The following is a 21,377-nucleotide window of genomic DNA, read 5'->3' on the forward strand; positions in this document are numbered from 1 at the left end:
GCTGCCCGGCGTCAGCCGGTCGGCGCCGGCCGGTCGAGGAAGAGCAGCCGGGCCCGCTTCTCCGGCAGGTCGATCAGCGGGCCGGGCCGGAACCCGGTGCGCAGCAGCCGGTCGACGGCCTTGTCGTTGCGGGCGTCCGGCTCCATCACGACCCGCAGCCGGCCCGGGTCAGCGAGAACGAATTCGAGGATGGCGCCGAACAGCGTGCCGGTGAAGCCGCGCTCGACCGTCACCGGTGGCCCGATCAGCAGGTGTACGCCGACGTCGCCGGGGCGCACGTCGTAGCGCTCGCCGACCGGGTCGGCCTCGGGCTGGTAGGTCTGCGCCAGCGCCACCGGCACGCCGTCGCGGTGCACCAGGTACGCGTGGTGGGTGGCCAGCGAGTCCAGGTACGCATAGATCTCGTGCACCCGCTCACGACTCGCGTCGCGCATCCCCCAGAACCGAGCCCGCTCCTGGCTGACCCAGGCGTGCAGCAGGTCGACGTCCTCGTCCGGTAACACCGGCCGGATGGTCACCAACCCGAAACCAGGAACGTCCCGCCGGTAGTGATGCGGGTCGGCGGCCGTCGCGTCAGTGCCCATCTCGCTCCTCGGTGAGCTGCTCCCAGTCCGTGGTCACCGGCAACAGCTCCCCGGCCAGCCAGGCTGGGCTCTGGTCGTCGTGGTGCGGGTCGCCGGGCGGCCCGCAGGCGCCCAGCGGGACCACCCAGCGGCTGTCCTCCCGCCGGGCCAGGTCCCAGACGAAACGCGCCGCCGGCCCCCGGAAGCACCGGTGGGTCACCCCGGGCACGCTGGAGGTGGACAGCACGCAGTCGTGGTCGCCCGCCAGCCGGGGGCCGGGGCCGGCGTCCGGGTCGGGCAGCGCCCGCCACGGCGCCAGCCGGTGCAGGTCGCCCCAACGCACCTGCCCGTCCGCCGCGCCGGTGACCTCCTCGGCCGCCGCGCGGACCAGCGCCGCCACGTCCAGGCCGGGCAACCGGGCGGTGCCCAGCAGGTGCTCCAGCGCGTAGCCGACCCGCGACGCCAGCGCCAACCAGGGCGCGAACACGTCCGGGTACGCCGGCGGCTCGGCCAGCTCGGCCAGCGCCGGGTGGGCGGCCAGCCGGCGTACGACGGCCGCCCGCAGCGTGGCGAAGTCCGCGGCGTCGGTGCTGTCGGCGGCCATCCGCCGATCCCAGCGCAGCAGGCGTTCACGCAGCGCGCCGGCATCCGGACCGAGCCCGGTCACCCCGGCCAGGATCCCCAGCAGCGGACCGGCCGACGCCAGGTACGTGTCGGTGTGCACGGCGGCCAGCCGCTCGGCCGTCCAGTCGTGGCCGGCGTCGAGCAGCTCGGCGATCCGGCGCGCCCGGTGCGGCGGGGCGAACTCGACACCGAGCGATGCCGCCAGCCCCCGCTCGTTGGCCATCACCGCGCGGCCGGCCACCTCGGCCCGGGGCAGCGGCGCGTACCAGCCGCGCCAGGCGTGCTCGGCCCGCCAGGCCGGGACCACCCCCCGGCCGTTCTCCGGATCCCGCACCGGCACCGCGCCGGCGACCCGGTGCAGCAGCCCGCCCGCGGTGTCCGCCGCCTGCACCACGTTGACCGGCTCCACCCAGTGCCGCAGCGCCCGGTCCACGTCCGCCACGCTCCGGGCTCGCAGCAGCTCCGGCAGCGCCGCGAAGCCGAGCTCGGCGCGGACGCGGGGTGGGTAGCGGAGGCTGATGGCGGTGGACCCGTCCGGCCCTGCGGCGATCACCGGGCCCCGCTCGGTCTCCACCACCTCGACCTCGACCGGGTCCGCCCCGGCCACCTCGATCGTCTCGACGTGGGTGTGTACCGGTCGCCAGCCGTCCGGGCCGAGCGCCTCGACCACCGGGCCCTGCCGGCGCAGCCGCTCCGCGTACAGGTCCTGGTAGTCGGCCATCGCGTTGGTGATCGCCCAGGCCACCGCGCCGGTGTGCGCGAAGTGCGCGATGCCCGGCACGCCCGGCATCGCCAGCCCGACCACGTCGTACTCCGGGCAGGCCAGCCGGATCTGCTGGTAGACGCCCGGATCCTCGATGAACCGGTGCGGGTCGCCGGCGAGCAGCGCGGCCCCGGTGCCGGTCCGTTCGGCCGCGAGCAGCCATCCGTTGCTGCCGGCGACGGACGGCCCATCGGTGGCGAACAGGTCGATCGCGGCCGGGCCGAGCCGGCTCGCCACGTGCTCGCGCCAGAGTTTGGTGGGGAACCCGGCGAACAGGATGTGGTGGCCCAGCCAGACCGCCAGCGGCGTCCACGGCTGCCACCGGCCCGGGGCCAACCCGGTGGCGGCGAACTCGGGCGTCCGGGCCGCCCCGGCGGCGAGGCCCTCGTTCACCCCGGTCACGTAGGCGCCCACCCAGGCGGCGGTCTCCGGGTCGAGCGCGGCGTGGCAGCGGCGGGCGGTGTCGTCGAGCCGGACCTGCCGGGCGAACCGGTCCCAGCCGAGCGCGTCAGCGCCGAGGAAGGCGGCGCTGGTGCCCTGCCCCCGGTGCCGTTCCACCTCGATCTGCCAGGCCCGGTCGTACGCGGTCACCCGGCCCTGCGCCGTTGCCAGGGCGAGCGGGTCGCCGGCCCGCAGGTGCGGCACGCCCCACCGGTCGCGGAACCGCCGGGCGGTCACGCCGGCTCCGGGGCCGGCACGGTGGCCCGGCGCCGGGCGGCGGGGATGACCAGAGGGGTGCCGGTCTCCGGGTCGTCGATCACCCGGCAGGGCAGCCCGAACACCTCGGCCACGAGGTCGGCGGTGACCACCGAGGCCGGCTCGCCGGCGGCCACCACCCGCCCGTCGCGCATGGCGATCAGGTGGGTGGCGTAGCGGGCGGCGTGGTTCAGGTCGTGCAGCACCGCGACCAGCGTCCGCCCCTGCTCCTCGTGCAGCCGGGCACAGAGGTCCAGGATTTCGATCTGGTGGGCGATGTCGAGGTAGGTGGTCGGCTCGTCGAGCAGCAGCAGTGGGGTCTGCTGGGCCAGCGCCATGGCGATCCAGACCCGTTGCCGCTGGCCGCCGGAGAGCTCGTCCACCGACCGGTCGGCGAGGTCGGCGACCCCGGTCGCGGCCATCGACTCCTCGACCACCCGTTCGTCCTCCCGTGACCACTGCCGCAGCAGTCCCTGGTGCGGGTACCGGCCCCGGGCGACCAGCTCGGCGACGCTGATCCCGTCCGGCGCGATCGACGTCTGCGGCAGCAGGCCGAGGGTGCGGGCCACCTTCCGGGCGGGCACGTCGTGGATGTCCCGCCCGTCCAGCAGCACCGCGCCAGCGGTCGGGCGCAGCATCCGGGACAGGGCGCGCAGCAGGGTCGACTTGCCGCACGCGTTCGGGCCGATGATGACCGTGAACGACCGGTCGGGCACCGCCACGGTCAGGTCCTCGGTGATGGCGCGCCGGTCGTAGGCGAGGGTCAGCGCGGTGCCGCCGAGCCGGGAACTGCCGGGGTGCATGGGTGCTCCTTCGAGGGCGTCGCGGGTGTTCACAGCCGACCCGCCCGGCGTTCCATGGCCAGCAGCCAGACCAGGTAGCCGCCGCCGATCACCCCGGTCACCACACCGACCGGGAGCTGGTGCCCGGTGAAGGCCCGCTGGGCCAGCAGGTCGGCACCGACCAGCAGCGCCGCGCCGACCGTCATCGACGGCACCAGGTTCGGGCCGGGTGCGCGGGTCAGCCGCTTCGCCACGTGCGGTGCGACGAGCGCCACGAAGGACACCGGCCCGGCGGCGGCCGCCGCGAACGAGACCAGCAGCACCGCGGCGGCGAGCAGCATCAGGCGCAGCCGGCGCACCGGCACGCCGAGGGCGCTGGCCGTGTCGTCGCCCAACTCCATCATTCGCAGCGCCGGAGCGCACCCGATGAGCAGCAGCGGCGCCAGCACCGCGCTGACGGCGAGCAGTGGCCCGGCGTTGGCCCAACCCCGCCCGTCCAGGCTGCCGGTGAGCCAGAGCACCGCGCGGGCGGCGTCCATCAGTGGCGCCCGGGTCAGCAGGTAGCCGTTGACCCCGGTGAGGATCGCGGCGACGCCGATGCCGACCAGGATCAGCCGGTAGCCGTGCACCCCGCGCCGCCAGGCGAGCGCGTAGATCAGCAGGCCGGTGCCGAGCCCGCCGGCCAGGGCCGCGCCGGCCAGCGCCAGGCTGCCGCCGCCGAGGACGACCACCACCAGCGCGCCGGTCGACGCGCCCTGGGTGAAGCCGAGCACGTCGGGGCTGCCCAGCGGGTTGCGCACCAGCGACTGGAACACGGTGCCGGCCAGCGCCAGAGCGGCGCCGACCAGCAGGGCGGTGACCAGCCGGGGTAGCCGCAGCTCGCCGACGATGAACTGCTCGGCGGGGTTGCCGCCGCCGGTCAGCGTGCGCAGCACGTCGGCGGCGCTCATCGGGTAGTCGCCACTGCCCACGGCGACCAGACCCAGCCCGGCGGCGAGCAGCGCGGCACCGGCGCCGACGACGAGCGCGCGGGGGCGGAAGCGCAGCGAGAGCCCGCCGGGGGTACGGATGACGGTCATGGGTGGGCCACCCGTCCGCGGGTGACCAGCCAGAGGAAGAGCGGGCCGCCCAGCACCGCGGTGACCATGCCGACCTGGAGCTCACCCGGTCGGCCCAGCACCCGGCCCAGCACGTCGGCGCCGAGCAGTAGCACCGGCGCGAGCACCGCGCAGTACGGCAGCAGCCAGCGCAGGTCGGGGCCGGTCAGGGCGCGGACCAGGTGCGGCACCAGCAGCCCGACGAAGACGATCGGACCGCAGGCGGCGGTCGCCGCGCCGCAGAGCAGGGTGACCGCGACGATCACGGCGGCCCGGATCAGCGCGGGTCGGGCGCCCAGGGCGCGCGCCGCGTCGTCGCCGAGCGCGAGGGCGTTCAGCGGGCGGGCGGCGCCGAGCGCGACCAGCAGGCCGACCAGGATGAACGGCAGCACCCGGGTGACGGTCGCGGAGTCCGCGCTGGCCAGTGAGCCGACCGTCCAGAACCGCAGCCGCTCCAGCGAGGCGGTGTCCAGCAGCATCACCGCGCTGACGTACGAGTAGAGGGTGGCGTTCAGCGCCGCGCCGGCCAGCGCGAGGCGGGCCGGGGTGGCGCCGCGCCCGCCACCCACGGCGTAGACCAGCGCGGTGACCACCGCCGCGCCGAGCAGCGCGAACCAGACGTACCCGCCGATGGCCGTGACGCCCAGGAAGGCGGCGGCGGTGGCGACGGCCGCGGAGGCGCCGGCGTTGATGCCGAGCAGGCCGGGGTCGGCGAGCGGGTTGCGGGTGAGGGCCTGCATCACCGCGCCGGCCACCCCGAGGGCCGCGCCGGCGATCAGCCCGAGCAGGGTGCGCGGCAGGCGCATCCGGTGCACCACGGCGTACTCGGCGGCGTCGCGGTGCAGCAACCCCGACCAGACGTCGCCGAGTGGCATGGCCTTCGCGCCGACCGCGATGCTGAGCAGCAGGACCACGCCGAGCAGCGCCACGGCGCCGATCAGGCCGGCGGCGCGGGCCGCCTGGCGACCGCGCCGCACCGGCGGTGGTCCGGGGGGTGGTGCCGCCAAACCGACCGGAACGATTCGTGCCGGTCTGGTGACGGAGGGTGTGGCGTCCAGTGTGGGCTCCGGGGTGTGGCGACACGACGTACCGCTGTTGACAACGAACGAGGTTAGGCTAACCTAACCCCGCTGTCTTGGTCGACCCCGGCCATCCCCTGATCGAAAGACAACACCATGCCCGATGCTCTGTCCGCTCGTCGCCTCTCCCGTCGCGGCCTGCTGGCCGCCGGTGGCGCCGCCACGTTGGCCACCCTGCTCGCCGGCTGCGGCAAGGACGACACCGCGAAGCCCGCTGCCAGCAACGGAAGTGGCCCGTGGTCGTTCACCGACGACCGCAACCAGAAGATCGAGGCGGCGGCTCGTCCGACCCGCGTGGTGGCCTTCACGGGGGTGGCTGCCGCCCTGATCGATTTCGGTCTCGACAAGCAGCTCGTCGGCGTGTTCGGTGAGACCAAGCGCGCCGACGGCACGGCCGAACCGCAGGCCGGCGACCTGAACATTGAAGCCGTGGAGATCCTCGGCAACGTGTGGGGCGAGTTCAGCCTGGAGAAGTACGCGGCCCTGCGCCCCGAGCTGCTGGTCACCCACATGTACGACCCCGACGCGCTCTGGTACGTGCCGGACGAGAGCAAGGCCAAGATCCTGCCGCTGGCGCCGAGTGTGGCGATCACCACCGCCCGGGTGCCGATGACCAAGCCGATCGAGCGGTACGCCGCGCTGGCCGAGTCTCTCGGCGCGGACCTGTCCGCGAAGAAGGTCACCGACGCGAAGGCTCGCTTCGAGGCCGGCGCCGAGGCGGTCCGCCAGGCGGTCAAGGCCAACCCGGGGATCAAGGTCATGGCCTGCTCCGGCAGCCCCGACCTGTTCTACGTCTCCAACCCCAAGGTGAGCACCGACCTGATGTACTTCGCCGAGCTGGGCGTGGACATCGTCGTCCCCACCAAGCTCGAAGCCGGCGACTACTTCGAGGCGCTGAGCTGGGAGAACGCCGGTAAGTTCCCGGCCGACCTGATCCTGCTGGACAACCGCAGCACCGCGTTGCAGCCCAAGGACCTCACCGCCAAGCCCACCTGGCAGCAGTTGCCGGCGGTCAAGGCCAACCAGGTGACCCCGTGGGACACGGTGCCCCGCTTCTCGTACGCCGGCTCCGCGCCGCTGCTGGAGAACCTCGCCACCGCCATCCGGAACGCGAAGAAGGTCAGCTGACGCCATGACCGCGAGCACCGTCGAACCCGTCGCCCTGCAGTACCGCTTCTACGCCGCGCACGTCGTCCGGGCCCGCCGGGTCGGGGCCTCGCTGATCCGGGTCACCCTCGGCGGCGCGGAGCTGGTCGACTTCGCCGGTGGCGGCCGGGACCAGAGCGTGTCGCTCTTCCTGCCGCACCCGGGGCAGGACGCCCCGGTGGTCCCGGTCGAGCTGGGCGAGGACTGGTTCGGCGCCTGGCGGGCTCTCCCGCCGGACGTGCGCGCGGTGATGCGCTCGTACACCATCCGGGAGCACCGCCCGGCCGCCGTCGAGGTGGACGTCGACTTCGTCAGCCACGGCGACACCGGCCCCGCCTCGCGCTGGGCCGACCGGGCGGCCCCCGGCGACCGGGTGCTGCTGCTCGGCCCCTCGGTGGAGGACAACCGCAGCGTCTGCTTCCGTCCCCCGGACGGCACCGACCTCGTGGTGCTGGCCGCCGACGAGACCGCGCTGCCGGCCGCCGCCGGCATCCTGGCCTGGCTGCCCGCCGGCACCCGGGTCCGGGCCTGGATCGAGGTGCCGGCCGCGGCCGACATCACCGAGCTGCCCACCGCCGCGGAAGCGGAGATCCGCTGGATCGTGCGCGGCAGCACCCCACCCGGCAGTGACCTGCTGGTCAGCGCGGTCAGCGCCGCCCGTCTGCCCACCGGCACCCCGTACGCCTGGATCGCCGGCGAGTCCGGGGCGGTGCGGGCGCTGCGCCGGCACCTGGTCGGCGAGCGGGGCATCGACCGCCGGCGGGTGACCTTCGCCGGCTACTGGCGGCGCGGGCTCTCGGAGGAGGACCTGCGCGCCGAGGCGCTGGCCGGCGCCACCGCCTGAGCGGCGAACCATCCGAAGGCAGCACGGCCCCCGGCGCCCGACCGCGCCGGGGGAGGGTTCCGGCTGCCCATCGTCGAGAACGTGGAGGACATCCCGTGACCGTGCCGACGTACCCCGTCGAGACCACCGTGCCGCCACCGGCTCCCGCCGCCGCGCGGGCCCACCTGCTGCACGGCGACTCGGTCGAGCAGTACCGGCGGACACTCGCCGACGGCGTCGACCGGGTCGCCCGCCGGGTGGCCACCGTGGACCGGCCCGGCACCGGGATCACCCCGGCCGAGCTGGCCCCCGTGGTCGACCGCGTCGACCTGGACCGCCCCCTGGGCGACGCCGACGCCGCCCTGAACGAGCTGGAGGACGTCTACCTGCGCGACGCCGTCTGGTTCCACCACCCCCGCTACCTCGCCCACCTCAACTGCCCGGTGGCCATCCCGGCGCTGCTCGGCGAGGCGGTGCTCACCGCGGTGAACTCCTCCCTGGACACCTGGGACCAGAGTGCCGGGGCCACCCTCATCGAACGGCGTCTGATCGACTGGACCGCCGAGCGGATCGGCCTCGGCCCCAACGCCGACGGCGTCTTCACCAGCGGCGGCAGCCAGTCGAACCTCCAGGCGCTGCTGCTGGCCCGGGAGGAGGCGTGCCTCGCCGCGACCACCCCGGCGGCCCGCGCCGACCTGCTGCCCCGACTGCGCGTGCTCACCTCCGCGGCCGGTCACTTCAGCGTGCAGAAGTCGGCCAAGCTGCTCGGCCTGGCCCCGGACGCGGTGATCGCGGTGCCCACCGACCCGCAGCGACGGATCCGGCCCGCCGCCGTCCGCGACGAGATCGCCCGGTGCCGGCAGGCCGGGCTGGTGGTCATGGCGGTCGTCGGCACCGCCGGCACCACCGACTTCGGCTCCATCGACCCGATCGCCGAGCTGGCCGGCGTCTGCGCGGCGGCCGGCGTCTGGCTGCACGTGGACGCCGCGTACGGCTGTGGGCTGCTGGTCTCGCCGACCCGCCGGCACCTGCTCGACGGCATCGAGCGGGCCGACTCGGTGACCGTCGACTACCACAAGTCGTTCTTCCAGCCGGTCAGCTCCAGCGCGCTGCTGGTCCGCGACCGGCGGGTGCTGCGGCACGCCACCTACCACGCCGACTACCTCAACCCGGCGCGGATGGTGGAGCAGCGAATCCCCAACCAGGTCGACAAGAGCCTCCAGACCACCCGCCGCTTCGACGCACTGAAGCTCTGGCTGACCCTGCGGGTGATGGGTCCGGACGCGCTCGGCGCGCTCTTCGACGAGGTGATCGACCGGGCCGCCGACGCCTGGCAACTGGTCAGCGAGGATCCCCGCTTCGAGGTGGTGACCCGCTCCGAGCTGAGCACGGTGGTCTTCCGTTACCTGCCCACCGGCCCGGGCCGGGAGCTGGCCGACGCGGCCAACCTGCACGCCCGGGAGGTGCTGGCCGCCTCCGGTGCCGCGGTGGTCGCCGGGACCCGGGTGGACGGCCGGCACTTTCTGAAGTTCACCCTGCTGAACCCGGCCACGACCGTCGACGACGTCGACCACGTGCTCGAACTGATCGCCGCCCACGCCGGCCGGTACGTGCTCGAGCACACCGCCGCCGACCTGACCTGCCACGTCGGCTGATGCTGGCGACCCCGCGCCTGGAGGGCCGGATGTCCACTCACGACTTCATCGCCATCGGGCTGGGCCCGTACAACCTGGGCCTGGCCTGCCTCACCGCGCCGATCGACGAGCTGGACGGGGTGTTCCTGGAGGCCCGGCCGAGCCTGGCCTGGCACCCCGGCATGCTGCTGGAGTCGGCCCGGTTGCAGACCCCGTTCATCGCCGACCTGGTCAGCCTCGCCGACCCCACCTCGCCGTACTCCTTCCTCAACTACCTGAAGGAGATCGGCCGGCTCTACCCTTTCTACATCCGGGAGAGCTTCTACCCGCTGCGCAGCGAGTACGACGCCTACTGTCGGTGGGCGGCGGCGAAGCTGCCGAACCTGCGCTTCGGCCAGACCGTCACCGCTGTGGAGTACGACCCCGCCGACGAGCGGTACGTGGTGCGGGCCAGCACCGCCGCGGGGGAGACGGCGGAGTACCGCGCCCGGCACCTGGTGCTCGGCACCGGCACCCCGCCGCACCTGCCACCCGCCGTCGCCGGGCTGCCCGGGGACGCGGTGCACAACTCGCGCTACCTGGAGCACCGGGACGCGCTGCGCGCCAAGCGCAGCATCACCGTGGTGGGCAGCGGGCAGAGCGCCGCCGAGATCTACCACGACCTGCTCGGCGACCTCGACCGGTACGGCTACCAGCTGAACTGGGTCACCCGCTCGCCGCGGTTCTTCCCGCTCGAATACACCAAGCTCACCCTGGAGATGACCTCGCCGGACTACGTGGACTACTTCCACGCGCTGCCCGAAGCGACCCGCTACCGGCTGGAGTCCGAGCAGAAGGGGCTGTTCAAGGGGATCAACGCCGACCTGATCAACGACATCTTCGACCTGCTCTACGCGCACAGCGTCGACGGGCCGGTGAACACCCGGCTGCTCACCAACACCGAGCTGACCAGCGCCGACCACCACGACGGGGCGTACACGCTGGGGTTGCGCCAGGTGGAGCAGGAGCGCGACTTCACCCTGCGGACCGAGGGCCTGGTGCTGGCGACCGGCTACCACTACCAGGTGCCGGAGTTCCTCACGCCGGTGCGCGACCGGATCCGCTGGGACGCGCACGGCCGGTTCGACGTGGCCCGCAACTACAGCATCGACCACACCGGCCGGGGCATCTTCCTGCAGAACGCGGGCACCCACACGCACAGCATCACCTCACCGGACCTGGGCATGGGCGCGTACCGCAACTCATGGATCATCCAGGAGCTGCTCGGCCGGGAGCACTACCCGATCGAGAAGAGCATCACCTTCCAGGAGTTCGGCGCGCCCGCCGGGGTGGCGTCGTGACCGTCGTCTTCACCCGCGTCGACGATCGGCTCGGCGAGTTCGCGCTGCGTACCCTCGACCCGGACACCGACGCCCCGCTGCTGCACTCCTGGGTCACCCACCCGAAGGCGGCGTTCTGGCTGATGCAGGACGCCGACCAGGACGGGGTGGCCGAGGAGTACCGGCGGATCGACGCCCACCCGCACCACGACGCGTATCTGGGCCTGCGCGACGGGCGACCCGCCTTCCTGGCCGAACGCTACGACCCGGCCCACGTCGAGCTGGTCGGCCTGTACGACGCTCAGCCCGGCGACGTGGGCATGCACTTCCTGTGCGCACCCACCGACGCCCCGGTGCACGGGTTCACCCGAGCGGTCATCACCACCGTCATGGCCTGGCTCTTCGCCGACCCGGCGACCCGCCGGGTCGTGGTCGAGCCGGACGTGCGCAACACCGCCGTGCACGCGCTGAACGCCGCCGTCGGCTTCGAGGTCGTCGGCGCCGTCGCCAAGCCCGAGAAGGAGGCGCTGCTCAGCGTCTGCACCCGGGCCCAGTTCCGCGCCGCCATCGACCGCGCCGCCGCCGACCGTGGCGCCGCCACCCGAACCGAAGGAGCCCCGGCGTGACCGCCACCGTCGTCCCCACCCAGCCTTCCTCCGCTGCCGCGTCCGCCCCCGTCGATCCGGTCGGGCACCTCACCCCGCAGCTCTGGGCACGGGCCAACCGGCTGCTGGTCCGCAAGGCGCTCGCCGAGTTCACCCACGAACGGCTGATCACTCCGGAGCCCGTGCCGGTCACCGGCGACGACCGACAGTGGTACGAGGTGCGCAGCGACGACGACTCGGTCACCTACCGGTTCGCCGCGCGGGTGCTCGCGTTGGCGCACTGGCAGATCGACGCGGACAGCATCACCCGGCACCGCGACGGCACGCCGGTCCCGCCCGACGCGGTGGACCTGATCGTCGAGCTGCGCGACTCCCTCGGGCTCTCCGCACGGGTGCTACCGGTGTACCTGGAGGAGATCACCTCCACGCTGGCCGGCACCGCGTACAAGCTGGCCCGGCCCGCCCCGAGCGCCGCCGAGCTGGCCGAGGCAGACTTCCAGACCATCGAGACGTCGATGACCGAGGGCCACCCCTGCTTCGTGGCCAACAACGGCCGGCTCGGCTTCGGCGTCGACGAGTACCACCGGTACGCCCCGGAGGCCGCCGCCCCGGTCCGGCTGGAGTGGCTGGCCGCGCACCGGGACCACTCGACGTTCAGCAGCGCCGCCGACCTCGACTACGACACCCTGATCGAGGGCGAGCTGGACCCGGACACCCGGGCCCGGTTCGCGGCCACGATGGCCGGCCTCGAGCTGGACCTCGCCGACTACCACCTGATCCCGGCGCACCCGTGGCAGTGGTGGAACAAGCTGGCGGTCACCTTCGCCGGCGAGCTGGCCGAGCGCCGGCTGGTGCACCTGGGCCCCGGGTCCGACGAGCACCTCGCCCAGCAGTCCATCCGCACATTCTTCAACGTCACCGAGCCGGGCCGACACTACGTCAAGACCGCGCTCTCGGTGCTGAACATGGGCTTCATGCGCGGGCTGTCGGCCGCGTACATGGCGGCCACCCCAGCCATCAACGACTGGCTGGCCGACCTGATCGCGGGCGACGAGGTGCTGACCGGCACCGGGCTGACGATCATCCGGGAGCGGGCCGCGGTGGGCTACCGGCACCGGCAGTACGAGGCGACCACCGACCGCACCTCGCCGTACCGGAAGATGCTGGCCGCGCTGTGGCGGGAGAGCCCGGTACCCGGCCTCGCGCCGGGCCGACGACTGACCACCATGGCCGCTCTGTTGCACGTGGACAGTGCCGGCGGTTCGCTGGCGGCGGAGCTGATCGCCCGGTCCGGGCTGGCGCCCGAGGTGTGGCTGCGCCGCTACCTGGACGCCTACCTGACCCCGCTGCTGCACAGCTTCTACGCCCACGACCTGGCCTTCATGCCGCACGGCGAGAACGTCATCCTGGTCCTCGACGAGCGGGCCACCGTCGAACGAGTGATCTTCAAGGACATCGCCGAGGAGATCGCGGTGATGAGCACCGAGGTCGAGCTGCCGGCGGCGGTGGAGCGGATCCGGGTCGAGGTGCCCGACGACACCAAGCTGCTGAGCATCTTCACCGACGTGGTCGACTGCTTCCTGCGCCACCTCAACGCGGTGCTGGTCGAGGCCGGCGTGCTGGCCGAGGATGCCTTCTGGCGCACGGTCGCGGCCTGCGCGGCCGACTACCTGGACCGGGTGCCGCACCTGGCCGAGCGGGCCCGCCGCTACGACATGTTCGCCCCGGAGTTCGCGCTGTCCTGTCTCAACCGCCTGCAACTGCGCGACAACCAGCAGATGATCGACCTGGCCGACCCGTCGGCCGCTCTCCAGTTCGTCGGCACGCTGACCAATCCGCTGGCCCGCTACGCGCCGGCCCGGTGACACCGGTCGCGCTCCGGCCGGTTCGGCGAGGCTGACACGCGGTCGGGGCGCGACCGCGCGAGACGACCACGTATGCACCCGACGCTGTGACGCATGGCCAGGGCGCTCCCCAGCGGGTGCAATGGAGACATGGGATTCCTGCGCACCGCGAGCCTGCTCGCCGCCACCGTGACCACCGGCCTGACCGCCGGGCTGTTCACCGCGTTCGCCTACGCGGTCATGCCGGGCCTGGGCCGTACCGACGACCGGACGCTGGTGCTCGCCATGCAGCGGATCAACGAGTCCATCCTCAACGGATGGTTCGCCGTCTGCTTCGGCGGCGCGCTGGTGTTCACGCTGCTGGCGGCGGTGTCGCACCTGGGCGCCGGGCACCGCGCGGTGCTGCCGTGGATCGTCGCGGCGCTGCTGCTGTACCTGGTGGTGCTCGGCGTCACGGCCGTCGTCAACGTGCCGCTCAACAACGTGCTGGCCCGAGCCGGCGACGTCGACCGGGTCGGCGACCTCGCCGCCCTGCGGGAGCGCTTCGAGGCGGCGTGGGTGCGCGGCAACCTGGTGCGGGCCGTCGCCTCGACCGGCGCGTTCGGGCTGCTCGCCTGGGCCCTGCTCGGGCTCGGCCGGCTGTCCGGTTGAGCGCCCGGACGCTTCAGGTGACCGCCGTCACGCGGCTCGGTCGGCCGTGCCGATCCGCCGGAACGCGCGGGCCAGCTGAACGAGATCGATGTCCTCGAGGTGGTCCAGGAAGCGCCGCCGCACGGCGGCCAGGTGGCTCGGCCAGGACTCTTCCAGCCGGGCGAAGCCGGCGGCGGTGAGAACGGCGTTCCAGCCGCGGGCGTCCTGCTCGCTGCGGACCCGCTCGACCAGGCCCTGGGTCTCCAGCCGGGTGATGGTGCGGGTCATCCCGCTGAGCGAGAGCTGACACTCCGCGGCGAGCTCGTTCATCCGCATCAGCCGGCCCGGCGCCTCGGAGAGGACGCGGAGGGCGGTGTACTCGGTCAGCGGCAGCTGACGGTCGCCGGTCATGTCGGCGTCGATGGCCCGAGGCAGGACGAACATCAGCTGGCCCAGGGAGCGGACCAGCGCCTCCTCGTCGGGGTTGAGGGGGCGGAGGGGTTCTGTGGAATCGCCGGACATACCCTCATCCTAGTTGCTTGACCGAGCAACTGCTCGCCTTCACTGTGATGCTCGACATGGATCACGAATTTGCTTGACCAAGCAACAAGTGGTTAGCGTTCACGTCGCCAGGCAAGGACTTCTGAAAGGCGCAACCATGACCAGGATCGGGATCATCCTCGGGAGCACCCGCCCGGGCCGAAACGGCGAAGCCGTCGCCCGCTGGGTCCTCGAGGTCGCCAAGCAGCGCTCCGACGCGGAGTTCGAGCTGATCGACCTGCTCGACTACAAGCTGCCGCACCTCGACGAGGCGTACCCGCCGGCGATGGGCCAGTACACCCAGCCGCACACCCTGCGCTGGGCCGAGACCATCGCGTCGTTCGACGGGTTCGTGATGGTGACGCCCGAGTACAACCACTCCACCTCGGGCGCCCTGAAGAACGCCATCGACTTCCTCTACGCCGAGTGGAACAACAAGGCCGTCGGCTTCGTCAGCTACGGCTCGGTCGGCGGCGCACGGGCCGTCGAGCACCTGCGGCTGATCGCCGGTGAGCTCCAGATGGCCGACGTGCGGTCCCAGGTCGCGCTGTCGCTCTTCACCGACTTCGAGAACTTCAGCGTCTTCAAGCCCAACGAGCACCAGCGCGACGCGCTCGGCGTCACCCTCGACCAGGTCGTGGCCTGGAGCACCGCGCTGGCACCGCTGCGCCAGCGCTGACCACTTTCGTACCGACCTGCGCCGGCCGCGGATCCCTCCCGCGGCCGGCTCAGCTCGTCGTGAGGTCGCGGGTGGCGCCGTCGCCCACGGCTCGGAGCTTGTCGGGGTTGGCGACGTTGTGGATGGTGGTGATGCGGCCGTCGACGTCGACGTCGAAGGTGACGGTGGCGATCACCCGGCCCGCACCGCTGAACACCAGGCCCGGCCCGTTGTTGATCTCGACCAGGGTGGCGCGCATGTCGTCGGGCCGAACGCCCTGGTAGGTGACGGTGCCGATGGCCGCGAACCAGGCGGCGACCGTCTCCGCACCCACGATCGGGCGCAGGGCCTGGCGGACCTTGCCGCCGCCGTCGGTCCACAACGTGACGTCCGGCGACAGCAACTCCAGCAGGGTGTTGATGTCGCCGCCGGTCGCGGCGGCGAGGAATCGCTCGGTGACCCCGCGCTGCTGCGACCGGTCCGCCGTGAAGCGTGGTCGCCGGGCGCGCACGTGCTCCCGGGCGCGGTGCGCGGCCTGGCGCACGGCGGCCTCGGAGCGTTCCACCGCCGCCGCGATCTCGGCATGGCTGAAGCCGAAGACCTCCTTCAGGACGAACACCGCGCGCTCGAGCGGACTGAGCGTTTCCAGCACCACCAGCATCGCCATCGACACCGACTCGGCGTCGGTGATGGCGTCCGCGGTGTCGCCATCGGTCAGGACGGGCTCGGGAAGCCACGGCCCCACATAGGTCTCGCGTTGATGCTGGCTGGAGCGCAGACGCTGCAGCGCGAGATTCGAGACGATGCGCGCCAGGTACGCCTTGGGGTCGGCCACCTGGGAGCGATCTGCACCGGACCATCTGATCCACGCGTCCTGGACGGCGTCCTCGGCGTCGGCCGCGGAGCCGAGGATACGGTAGGCCACCGAGAACAGCAGGTTGCGATGACGGTGGAAGATCTCCTGGTCGGCGTCCGACCGCGGGGTCACCGCGCGTCCCGGAGCCGGGTGAACCGGCCACCGTGCGGCCAGAACGCGCCGGAGGCGGGCATCTTCACCATGCGGAGGTAGGTCGGCCAGGGGGACGCGCCCACCGTCTCCTTGTACCAGACCGCCGCGCGGCCGGTCAGACACACTCGGCGCGGGCTGTCGTCGGGGTGGGTGAACTGCACGACCGCATCATGCCGGCCCAGGCTCACCGGGGTGTGGTAGTAGCCGAAGCGGAACGGCCTGGGCTGCCTGCCGTCCAGCACGCGGGTGATCGACACCGCCGCGTGCACACCGGTCGGCATGCCGCTCTGGCAGGTGCCGTGCATGACGCCGTAGCCCTGACGGATCGCCGCCGCGTCGCCGATCGCGTACACGTCGGGATGCGACACCGACCGCAGTGTGGCGTCGGTGACGACACGACCGCGTTGGTCGACGGTCAGGCCCGCGGCGGCCGCCAGCGGTGACACGCGCGTACCGCCCGTCCACAGGACGACGTCCGCCGCGATGGTCGTCTCGCCCGCCAGTTCGACCGAGTCGGGCAGCACCTTCGTCACCGCCGTCCCGCTGCGCACCTGGACACCGAGACGATCGAGCGCGGCCCGCACATACGCCCGGGCCCTGGGGTTCATGGTGGCGCCCGGCTCCTGCCGGCCCGCCAGTACGACGTTCAGCCGCGGGTACCGCTCGGCGATCTCCGCGGCCGACTCGACCCCGGTCAGGCCACTGCCGACGACCACCACCGTGCCCTCGGCGAGCCGCGCCAGCCGGTCGGCCAGCGACACCGCGTCCTGGGCGTTGTCCAGGGTGTACGCGTGGTCCTCGACCCCCGGCACCAGCGTCGTGTCGGCCACGCTGCCCAACCCGTACACCAGCGTGTCGTAGTGCAGCACCCGGCTGTCGTCGATCCGGACGGTCTTCGCGTGCGCGTCCACCGCCGTGACCCAGCCGCGGACGAACTGTGCGCCCGCGTCGGCCAGGAGCGCCGGGATGTCCCTCTCGTGCAGCTGCTGACCGGTCGCCACCATGTGCAGCCGCAACCGTTCAGTAAACCGCTCCTGCGCGTTCACCAGGGTCACCTGCACGTCGGCACGCCGCTTCGTTCGCGCCGCGAGCTGGATCGCCGCGGCCATGCCCGCGTAACCCGCGCCCAGGATCAGCACGCGGTGCGTGGTGGCCGTTCCGCCTTCGTGTGATGTGCTCATCGTCGGGCCTCTCTCGTTGTGTGACGACCACGAGATGCGCGTCGCCCGGCGATTCGTGACATGGGTCCGTGTGACGCCCGGCACAGCCGATGCCTGGCGGTCACGCCCACTACCCTCGTCGCCATGAGCCGACCTGTCGGTGCGGTCCGGTCTCCGCTCTGGCGGGACCGCACGTTCGGCACGTACTGGATCGCGCAGTCGCTCTCCGCGGCCGGCGACTCGTTCGCGTACCTCGCGGTGCCGCTGCTGGTGCTCCAGGCGACCGGGTCGGTGGCCCGGATGGGCCTGCTCACCGCCGTCGCGGGCGCGGCGTCCGTCGTCGCCGGGATCTTCGGCGGTGTGCTGGTCGACCGGTACGACCGGCGGACCCTGATGATCGTGGCGGACCTGGCCCGGCTGGTGCTCTACGGCCTGGTGCCACTGGCCTGGCTCGCCGGGCCGCAGGTCTGGCTTCTCTTCGTCGTGCTGCCGATCTGCGAGGCGGCCGGGATGGTGTTCCAGGTCGCGGCGGTGACCGCGGTCCGCAACCTGGTCGACCGGGATCGGATCACCGAGGCCAACGGCCGGTTGCAGGCGACGTACGCGGCGGCGGCCGTGGTCGGGCCACTGCTCGCCGGCGTGGTGTCGGCCCGGTTCGGCCCGGCGGTGGCGATCGCCGTCAACGCGGCGAGCTTCGCGTTCTCCGCGGTCGGCCTGTGGCTGATCCGATTGCGACCCGTCCAGGCCGACGACGTCGCCCCGGTGCCCCGGCAGCGACCGCTGGTCGAGTTCCTGGCCGGGGCGCGGTTCCTGTGGCGTCAGCCCGTGCTCCGCGCGCTGACCGTGCTGCTGTCGGTCTTCATCTTCCTGACCTACGGCTTCATCGACGTGCTGATCTACCACGTCACGCACGACCTCGGCGGCTCCGAGGGCACCGTCGGCACGGTGCTCGGCCTGGCGGCGGTGGGCACGATCGCCGGAGCGCTCCTGGTGGCCCCGCTGCGCCGCCGGCGCGGCTTCGGCGTCACCTGGATCGGCGCCCACGCGATCTGTGGCCTCGCAGTGGCCGGCATCGGCCTCGCGACGACGGTGCCGGCGGTCACCGTGCTGACCGCGGTGTACCTGTGCTGCCTGAGCGTGGGCGGGATCTGCTCCATGTCCCTGCGGCAGGAGATCACCCCCGATCATCTGCTCGGCCGGGTCACCTCGGCGTTCTGGAGCACGCACTACGCCCTCGGGCCGGCCGGTGCCGTGGCGCTGACCTGGGCCGCCGCTCGCTACGGCGTCGCGGCGGTCGCCCTCGTGGCGGGGGCGGGATGTCTGCTGGTCGCGGTCGGTGGCCTGTTCACCCCGATCCGCCGGGCCGGCGCGGAGCCGGCCGTCCGGCCGCCGGGACTCCAGCCGGCCCCGGTCGGCAGCGCCGGGCCGTGACGGAGGCAGGCTTCGCGGTCGCCGCACCATCAGTAGTTGAGTCCCTGTGGAGCTGACCACCACGTCGGCCGGCACGTCGAGCCGGCCGGCCGTCTCAGGGGAGGCCCGGCGCGGTCAGAACTCCTGGTACATGACGTGCAGGCCGACCCGGCCGAGGGTGGGATGACGGAACGCCCTCGGCACCGTGCCGACCACCTCGAAGCCCTCCCGGCGGTACAGCTCCACCGCCGACCGGTTGCACTCCACCACGACGTTGAATTGCATGCCGGCGTACCCCCGCTGGCGGGCCCAGGCCAGAGCGTCACGGCACAGCGCGGTGCCCACGCCCCGGCCCCGCACATCGGCGGCGACCATGAAGCTCGCGGTGGACACGTGCGCGCCGGGCCCGGGCCGGTTGGTGCCCATCTTCGCGGTGCCGAGCACCCGCTCGCCATCCACCGCGACGACCGTGCGGCCCGGCGGGGCCTCCGCCCAGATGCCGTACGCCACGTCGGCGGTCATCGCCGGGTCGAAGGGGAAGGTCTCCCCAGCCAGGATCACTTCCTCGACGATCGGCCAGACCTGCGACCAGTCCTCCGCCACGAACTCTCGAATCAGCACCGGCGCAGGCTACGGGCGGTGATCCGGCCGGACAACCGGTTTGTCGAGCGCGGCGAGTTCCGCGCCCAGCAGCGTCGCGAGCCGGGCGTGCCGCCGCGGATGGCTGCCCGCCGTCATGCCACGGCTGGGCATCTCCACCGTCATCGGTGTCGCGGCGTGGATACCCCTGCCTTCACGCGGGGGAGAAACGCCGCTCCCCTCAGGGATGGTCTTACGTGAACTACTGGTAAAATGTGAGGCATGGGTGAGGTGGCGAAGCGGGCATACAAGTACCGCTTCTATCCGACCCCAGGGCAGGCCGATCAGCTCAACCGCACCTTCGGATGCGTCCGCAAGGTGTACAACCTGGCGCTGGATGTGCGCACCCGCGCGTGGGCGGTCGACCGGCAGCGCAGCACCTATGTGCAGTCCTCGGCGTGGCTGACCGAGTGGAAGCGCACCGAGGAGCTGGTGTTCCTCAATGAGGTCAGTTCCGTGCCGTTGCAGCAGGCGCTGCGGCACCTGCAAGCCGGGTTCGCGGCGTTCTGGGGCAAGCGGTCGCGCTACCCGCGGTTCAAGTCCAAGCGCAAGTCCCGGGCGTCGGCGGAGTACACCCGCTCGGCATTCCGCTGGCGCGACGGGCAGCTCACCCTGGCCAAGATGGACGCCCCGCTGACCATCGTGTGGTCCCGGCCCCTGCCTGACGGCGGCGAGCCGTCCACGGTCACGGTGTCCCGCGACCCGGCCGGTCGGTGGTTCGTGTCCCTGCTGGTCGAGGATCCCACCGTGATGCCGCTCCCGCCGGTCGACACGGCGGTAGGGGTGGACGCGGGCATCACCAGTCTGCTCACCTTGTCCACCGGTGAAAAAGTCACCAACCCGCGCCACGAGCGCGCCGACCGACGCAAACTGGCCAAGGCGCAACGCACTATGGCCCGCAAGGCCAAGGACTCCGCCAACCAGGCCAAAGCCCGCCTTGCGGTGGCCCGCATCCATGCCCGCATCGCCGACCGGCGGCGGGATCACCTGCACAAGCTGTCGACTCGACTCGTCCGCGAGAACCAAACGGTCGTGATCGAAGACCTCAGCGTGCGCAATATGCTGCGCAACCACAGTCTGGCCCGCGCCATCTCCGACGCGGCGTGGACACAACTGCGCAGCATGATCGAGTACAAGGCCGCCTGGTACGGGCGGCAGGTTATCGCCGTCGACCGCTGGCATCCGAGCACGAAGACCTGCTCGGCGTGCGGGCGGATCAACACCGCCATGACCCTCGGCGTTCGCGCCTGGACGTGTCCCGGCTGTGATGCCGTGCACGACCGGGACGTCAACGCCGCCAGGAACATTCTCGCCGCCGGGCTGGCGGAGAGGTGAAACGCCTGTGGAGGGCCGATAAGACCCGACCCGCGAAAGCGGTGAAGGCACGGCCCGGTGAAACAGGAACCCCATCGGGCGACCGAGGGAATCCCCGCCCTTCAGGGCGGTGGAGGATGTCAACAGCAGGTACAGGTGCAGCAGCCGGTAGAGACCGAGTCGGCGGCGGGCCGCGGCGTCCAGCACCAGCGGCTCGGCGGCGGTAGCCGCGCAGCAGCGGATGCTCGGGCTCGTCCTCGATCCGCCGGAAGAGCAGTGGCGAGACCAGGTCCAGCAGCGGATCGCCGTGCAGGAACCGTTCGCCGTCCACCAGCCCGCACAGTCGTAGCCGGCCGTCGGGACCGGGCGCGGTCAGCACGTTGCCGTCCCAGCAGTCGAAGTGCAGCAGCGCCGGGCGGCGCACCTCGTCCAGCACGCCGGCGTGCCGCCCCACCAGCGCGCGCAACCGGTCCGCGGTGACCGGAAGCCGAACGTCCCAGTCGACCGCGTCGGCGAGCATCGCGTCGAGCATCGCGGTGAACGCCGCCCGCCAGGTCGACCCGCTGGCCCGGTCGCCGTCGTAGCCGAACCTGTCGCCGGTGATCTGATGAAGCGCGGCGAGAGCCGCACCGAGGTCGTACCGCGCCGGGCCGTCGTCGACCGTCGCGCCGGCCTCGGCCAGCTCGTGCAGCGACCTGCCGGGCAGCATCCCGGTGACCAGCCACTCGCCGTACGCCGGGTCGGTGCCGTGGTGCAGCACCGGGGGTACGGGCACCTGCGGGGCCTGTTCGGCGACCAGCCGGAAGTAGCGCGCCTCGGCCGCGCAGAGCCCGCGCTCGTAGCGCAGCAGCCGCGTACCGGCCGGCGGGGCCAGCTTCAGCACCACCCGACGGTCGTCGTCGAGCAGCGCCCACCAGACCGTGGCGTACCCGCCGCCGGCCAGTGGCCCGCTCTCGCGTACCCGCGTGCCCGGTCCGAACGACGCGCGGACCAGGTACGCCACGTCGTCCGTCGTGAGTGGACGCTGCGTCGGGCTGGTCAC

At 72.8% G+C, this 21,377-nt stretch carries 21 protein-coding genes; 10 read left to right on the top strand and 11 right to left on the bottom strand.

Translation table 11 applies throughout. The features are described 5' to 3' along the window. Positions 1 to 11: 11 nt before the first annotated feature. From KBX63_RS02940 to KBX63_RS02960, 5 genes are read right to left on the bottom strand one after another with little or no spacing between them, the layout of a single operon-like run. Positions 12 to 584: a GNAT family N-acetyltransferase gene (locus tag KBX63_RS02940; RefSeq protein WP_210907756.1), complete on the bottom strand. Its 573-nt coding sequence runs from the start codon at positions 582 to 584 to the stop codon at positions 12 to 14. Then, positions 574 to 2,628 carry a penicillin acylase family protein gene (locus KBX63_RS02945; RefSeq protein ID WP_210907765.1) on the bottom strand — a complete coding sequence of 685 codons (2,055 nt, stop codon included), beginning with the start codon at positions 2,626 to 2,628 and terminating at the stop codon, positions 574 to 576. Before KBX63_RS02945 ends, KBX63_RS02940 begins: the two co-directional genes overlap by 11 nt. Beyond that, complete coding sequence (locus KBX63_RS02950; protein WP_210907767.1) at positions 2,625 to 3,449, bottom strand: ABC transporter ATP-binding protein; 825 nt, start codon at positions 3,447 to 3,449, stop codon at positions 2,625 to 2,627. Before KBX63_RS02950 ends, KBX63_RS02945 begins: the two co-directional genes overlap by 4 nt. A gap of 29 nt (positions 3,450 to 3,478) precedes the next feature. Then, entirely contained in the window at positions 3,479 to 4,507 is a 1,029-nt protein-coding gene (locus KBX63_RS02955; protein ID WP_210907769.1) for an iron chelate uptake ABC transporter family permease subunit, read from the bottom strand. Next, positions 4,504 to 5,454: an iron chelate uptake ABC transporter family permease subunit gene (locus KBX63_RS02960; protein WP_210908516.1), complete on the bottom strand. Its 951-nt coding sequence runs from the start codon at positions 5,452 to 5,454 to the stop codon at positions 4,504 to 4,506. The genes KBX63_RS02955 and KBX63_RS02960 overlap by 4 nt, the downstream gene beginning before the upstream one ends. A gap of 246 nt (positions 5,455 to 5,700) precedes the next feature. On the opposite strand from KBX63_RS02960, the gene KBX63_RS02965 reads away from it, so the two are divergent. The 7 genes from KBX63_RS02965 (at position 5,701) to KBX63_RS02995 (ending at position 13,626) form a co-directional block, all read left to right on the top strand. Then, the gene (locus tag KBX63_RS02965; RefSeq protein WP_210907771.1) at positions 5,701 to 6,732 is read left to right on the top strand and encodes an ABC transporter substrate-binding protein; all 1,032 of its coding nucleotides are present in this window, start codon (positions 5,701 to 5,703) and stop codon (positions 6,730 to 6,732) included. Positions 6,733 to 6,736: 4 nt separating this feature from the next. Further along, positions 6,737 to 7,594 (top strand): siderophore-interacting protein, encoded by an 858-nt coding sequence (locus KBX63_RS02970; protein ID WP_210907773.1) that lies wholly within the window; start codon positions 6,737 to 6,739, stop codon positions 7,592 to 7,594. Positions 7,595 to 7,689: 95 nt separating this feature from the next. Then, a complete protein-coding gene (locus KBX63_RS02975) occupies positions 7,690 to 9,228 on the top strand; it encodes an aspartate aminotransferase family protein (RefSeq protein WP_307871587.1) in 1,539 nt (512 codons plus the stop codon). A gap of 29 nt (positions 9,229 to 9,257) precedes the next feature. Continuing rightward, positions 9,258 to 10,547: a lysine N(6)-hydroxylase/L-ornithine N(5)-oxygenase family protein gene (locus KBX63_RS02980; protein WP_210907775.1), complete on the top strand. Its 1,290-nt coding sequence runs from the start codon at positions 9,258 to 9,260 to the stop codon at positions 10,545 to 10,547. After that, entirely contained in the window at positions 10,544 to 11,152 is a 609-nt protein-coding gene (locus KBX63_RS02985; protein ID WP_307871588.1) for a GNAT family N-acetyltransferase, read from the top strand. The genes KBX63_RS02980 and KBX63_RS02985 overlap by 4 nt, the downstream gene beginning before the upstream one ends. Further along, positions 11,149 to 12,996 carry an IucA/IucC family siderophore biosynthesis protein gene (locus KBX63_RS02990; RefSeq protein ID WP_210907784.1) on the top strand — a complete coding sequence of 616 codons (1,848 nt, stop codon included), beginning with the start codon at positions 11,149 to 11,151 and terminating at the stop codon, positions 12,994 to 12,996. The genes KBX63_RS02985 and KBX63_RS02990 overlap by 4 nt, the downstream gene beginning before the upstream one ends. Before the next feature lie 129 nt (positions 12,997 to 13,125). Further along, the gene (locus KBX63_RS02995; RefSeq protein ID WP_210907786.1) at positions 13,126 to 13,626 is read left to right on the top strand and encodes a DUF1772 domain-containing protein; all 501 of its coding nucleotides are present in this window, start codon (positions 13,126 to 13,128) and stop codon (positions 13,624 to 13,626) included. A 27-nt stretch (positions 13,627 to 13,653) separates the two neighbouring features. Here KBX63_RS02995 and KBX63_RS03000 read toward each other — a convergent pair whose 3' ends face one another. Then, complete coding sequence (locus KBX63_RS03000) at positions 13,654 to 14,127, bottom strand: MarR family winged helix-turn-helix transcriptional regulator (protein WP_210907788.1); 474 nt, start codon at positions 14,125 to 14,127, stop codon at positions 13,654 to 13,656. A 136-nt stretch (positions 14,128 to 14,263) separates the two neighbouring features. Between KBX63_RS03000 and KBX63_RS03005 the strand changes: the two genes are divergently transcribed. Continuing rightward, complete coding sequence (locus KBX63_RS03005) at positions 14,264 to 14,824, top strand: NADPH-dependent FMN reductase (protein WP_210907790.1); 561 nt, start codon at positions 14,264 to 14,266, stop codon at positions 14,822 to 14,824. Positions 14,825 to 14,873: 49 nt separating this feature from the next. Here the strand turns inward: KBX63_RS03005 and KBX63_RS03010 are convergent, their stop codons facing one another. Both KBX63_RS03010 and KBX63_RS03015 read right to left on the bottom strand, forming a co-directional pair. Continuing rightward, positions 14,874 to 15,791, bottom strand: a complete 918-nt coding sequence (locus tag KBX63_RS03010) for an RNA polymerase sigma-70 factor (protein ID WP_210907792.1) — start codon at positions 15,789 to 15,791, stop codon at positions 14,874 to 14,876. Further along, positions 15,788 to 16,993 carry an NAD(P)/FAD-dependent oxidoreductase gene (locus KBX63_RS03015; protein ID WP_210907794.1) on the bottom strand — a complete coding sequence of 402 codons (1,206 nt, stop codon included), beginning with the start codon at positions 16,991 to 16,993 and terminating at the stop codon, positions 15,788 to 15,790. Before KBX63_RS03015 ends, KBX63_RS03010 begins: the two co-directional genes overlap by 4 nt. Before the next feature lie 123 nt (positions 16,994 to 17,116). On the opposite strand from KBX63_RS03015, the gene KBX63_RS03020 reads away from it, so the two are divergent. Continuing rightward, positions 17,117 to 18,403 carry an MFS transporter gene (locus KBX63_RS03020; protein WP_210907796.1) on the top strand — a complete coding sequence of 429 codons (1,287 nt, stop codon included), beginning with the start codon at positions 17,117 to 17,119 and terminating at the stop codon, positions 18,401 to 18,403. Positions 18,404 to 18,517: 114 nt separating this feature from the next. On the opposite strand, the gene KBX63_RS03025 is transcribed toward KBX63_RS03020, so the two are convergent. Further along, complete coding sequence (locus tag KBX63_RS03025) at positions 18,518 to 19,003, bottom strand: GNAT family N-acetyltransferase (RefSeq protein ID WP_210907797.1); 486 nt, start codon at positions 19,001 to 19,003, stop codon at positions 18,518 to 18,520. 9 nt (positions 19,004 to 19,012) lie between these two features. Further along, the gene (locus tag KBX63_RS35895; protein ID WP_256442936.1) at positions 19,013 to 19,147 is read right to left on the bottom strand and encodes a hypothetical protein; all 135 of its coding nucleotides are present in this window, start codon (positions 19,145 to 19,147) and stop codon (positions 19,013 to 19,015) included. Positions 19,148 to 19,243: 96 nt separating this feature from the next. Here KBX63_RS35895 and KBX63_RS03030 point away from each other — a divergent pair, with 96 nt between their 5' ends. Continuing rightward, a complete protein-coding gene (locus tag KBX63_RS03030; RefSeq protein ID WP_210907799.1) occupies positions 19,244 to 20,356 on the top strand; it encodes an RNA-guided endonuclease TnpB family protein in 1,113 nt (370 codons plus the stop codon). Here the strand turns inward: KBX63_RS03030 and KBX63_RS03035 are convergent. Continuing rightward, positions 20,310 to 21,377 carry an aminoglycoside phosphotransferase family protein gene (locus KBX63_RS03035; protein ID WP_307871589.1) on the bottom strand — a complete coding sequence of 356 codons (1,068 nt, stop codon included), beginning with the start codon at positions 21,375 to 21,377 and terminating at the stop codon, positions 20,310 to 20,312. The two genes, KBX63_RS03030 and KBX63_RS03035, sit on opposite strands and share 47 nt — an antisense overlap.

Origin of the sequence: Micromonospora sp. U21 (assembly GCF_018070045.1) — a bacterium.
Classification (GTDB): Bacteria; Actinomycetota; Actinomycetes; order Mycobacteriales; family Micromonosporaceae; genus Micromonospora.

What these genes read in the sequence shown, in the direction of transcription:
- KBX63_RS02940 (WP_210907756.1), bottom strand. Translation starts at nt 584, where the DNA reads ATGGGCACTGACGCGACGGCCGCCGACCCGCATCACTACCGGCGGGAC.
- KBX63_RS02950 (WP_210907767.1), bottom strand. Translation starts at nt 3,449, where the DNA reads ATGCACCCCGGCAGTTCCCGGCTCGGCGGCACCGCGCTGACCCTCGCC.
- KBX63_RS02955 (WP_210907769.1), bottom strand. Translation starts at nt 4,507, where the DNA reads ATGACCGTCATCCGTACCCCCGGCGGGCTCTCGCTGCGCTTCCGCCCC.
- KBX63_RS02965 (WP_210907771.1), top strand. Translation starts at nt 5,701, where the DNA reads ATGCCCGATGCTCTGTCCGCTCGTCGCCTCTCCCGTCGCGGCCTGCTG.
- KBX63_RS02970 (WP_210907773.1), top strand. Translation starts at nt 6,737, where the DNA reads ATGACCGCGAGCACCGTCGAACCCGTCGCCCTGCAGTACCGCTTCTAC.
- KBX63_RS02980 (WP_210907775.1), top strand. Translation starts at nt 9,258, where the DNA reads ATGTCCACTCACGACTTCATCGCCATCGGGCTGGGCCCGTACAACCTG.
- KBX63_RS02995 (WP_210907786.1), top strand. Translation starts at nt 13,126, where the DNA reads ATGGGATTCCTGCGCACCGCGAGCCTGCTCGCCGCCACCGTGACCACC.
- KBX63_RS03000 (WP_210907788.1), bottom strand. Translation starts at nt 14,127, where the DNA reads ATGTCCGGCGATTCCACAGAACCCCTCCGCCCCCTCAACCCCGACGAG.
- KBX63_RS03005 (WP_210907790.1), top strand. Translation starts at nt 14,264, where the DNA reads ATGACCAGGATCGGGATCATCCTCGGGAGCACCCGCCCGGGCCGAAAC.
- KBX63_RS03015 (WP_210907794.1), bottom strand. Translation starts at nt 16,993, where the DNA reads ATGAGCACATCACACGAAGGCGGAACGGCCACCACGCACCGCGTGCTG.
- KBX63_RS03020 (WP_210907796.1), top strand. Translation starts at nt 17,117, where the DNA reads ATGAGCCGACCTGTCGGTGCGGTCCGGTCTCCGCTCTGGCGGGACCGC.
- KBX63_RS35895 (WP_256442936.1), bottom strand. Translation starts at nt 19,147, where the DNA reads ATGACGGTGGAGATGCCCAGCCGTGGCATGACGGCGGGCAGCCATCCG.
- KBX63_RS03030 (WP_210907799.1), top strand. Translation starts at nt 19,244, where the DNA reads ATGGGTGAGGTGGCGAAGCGGGCATACAAGTACCGCTTCTATCCGACC.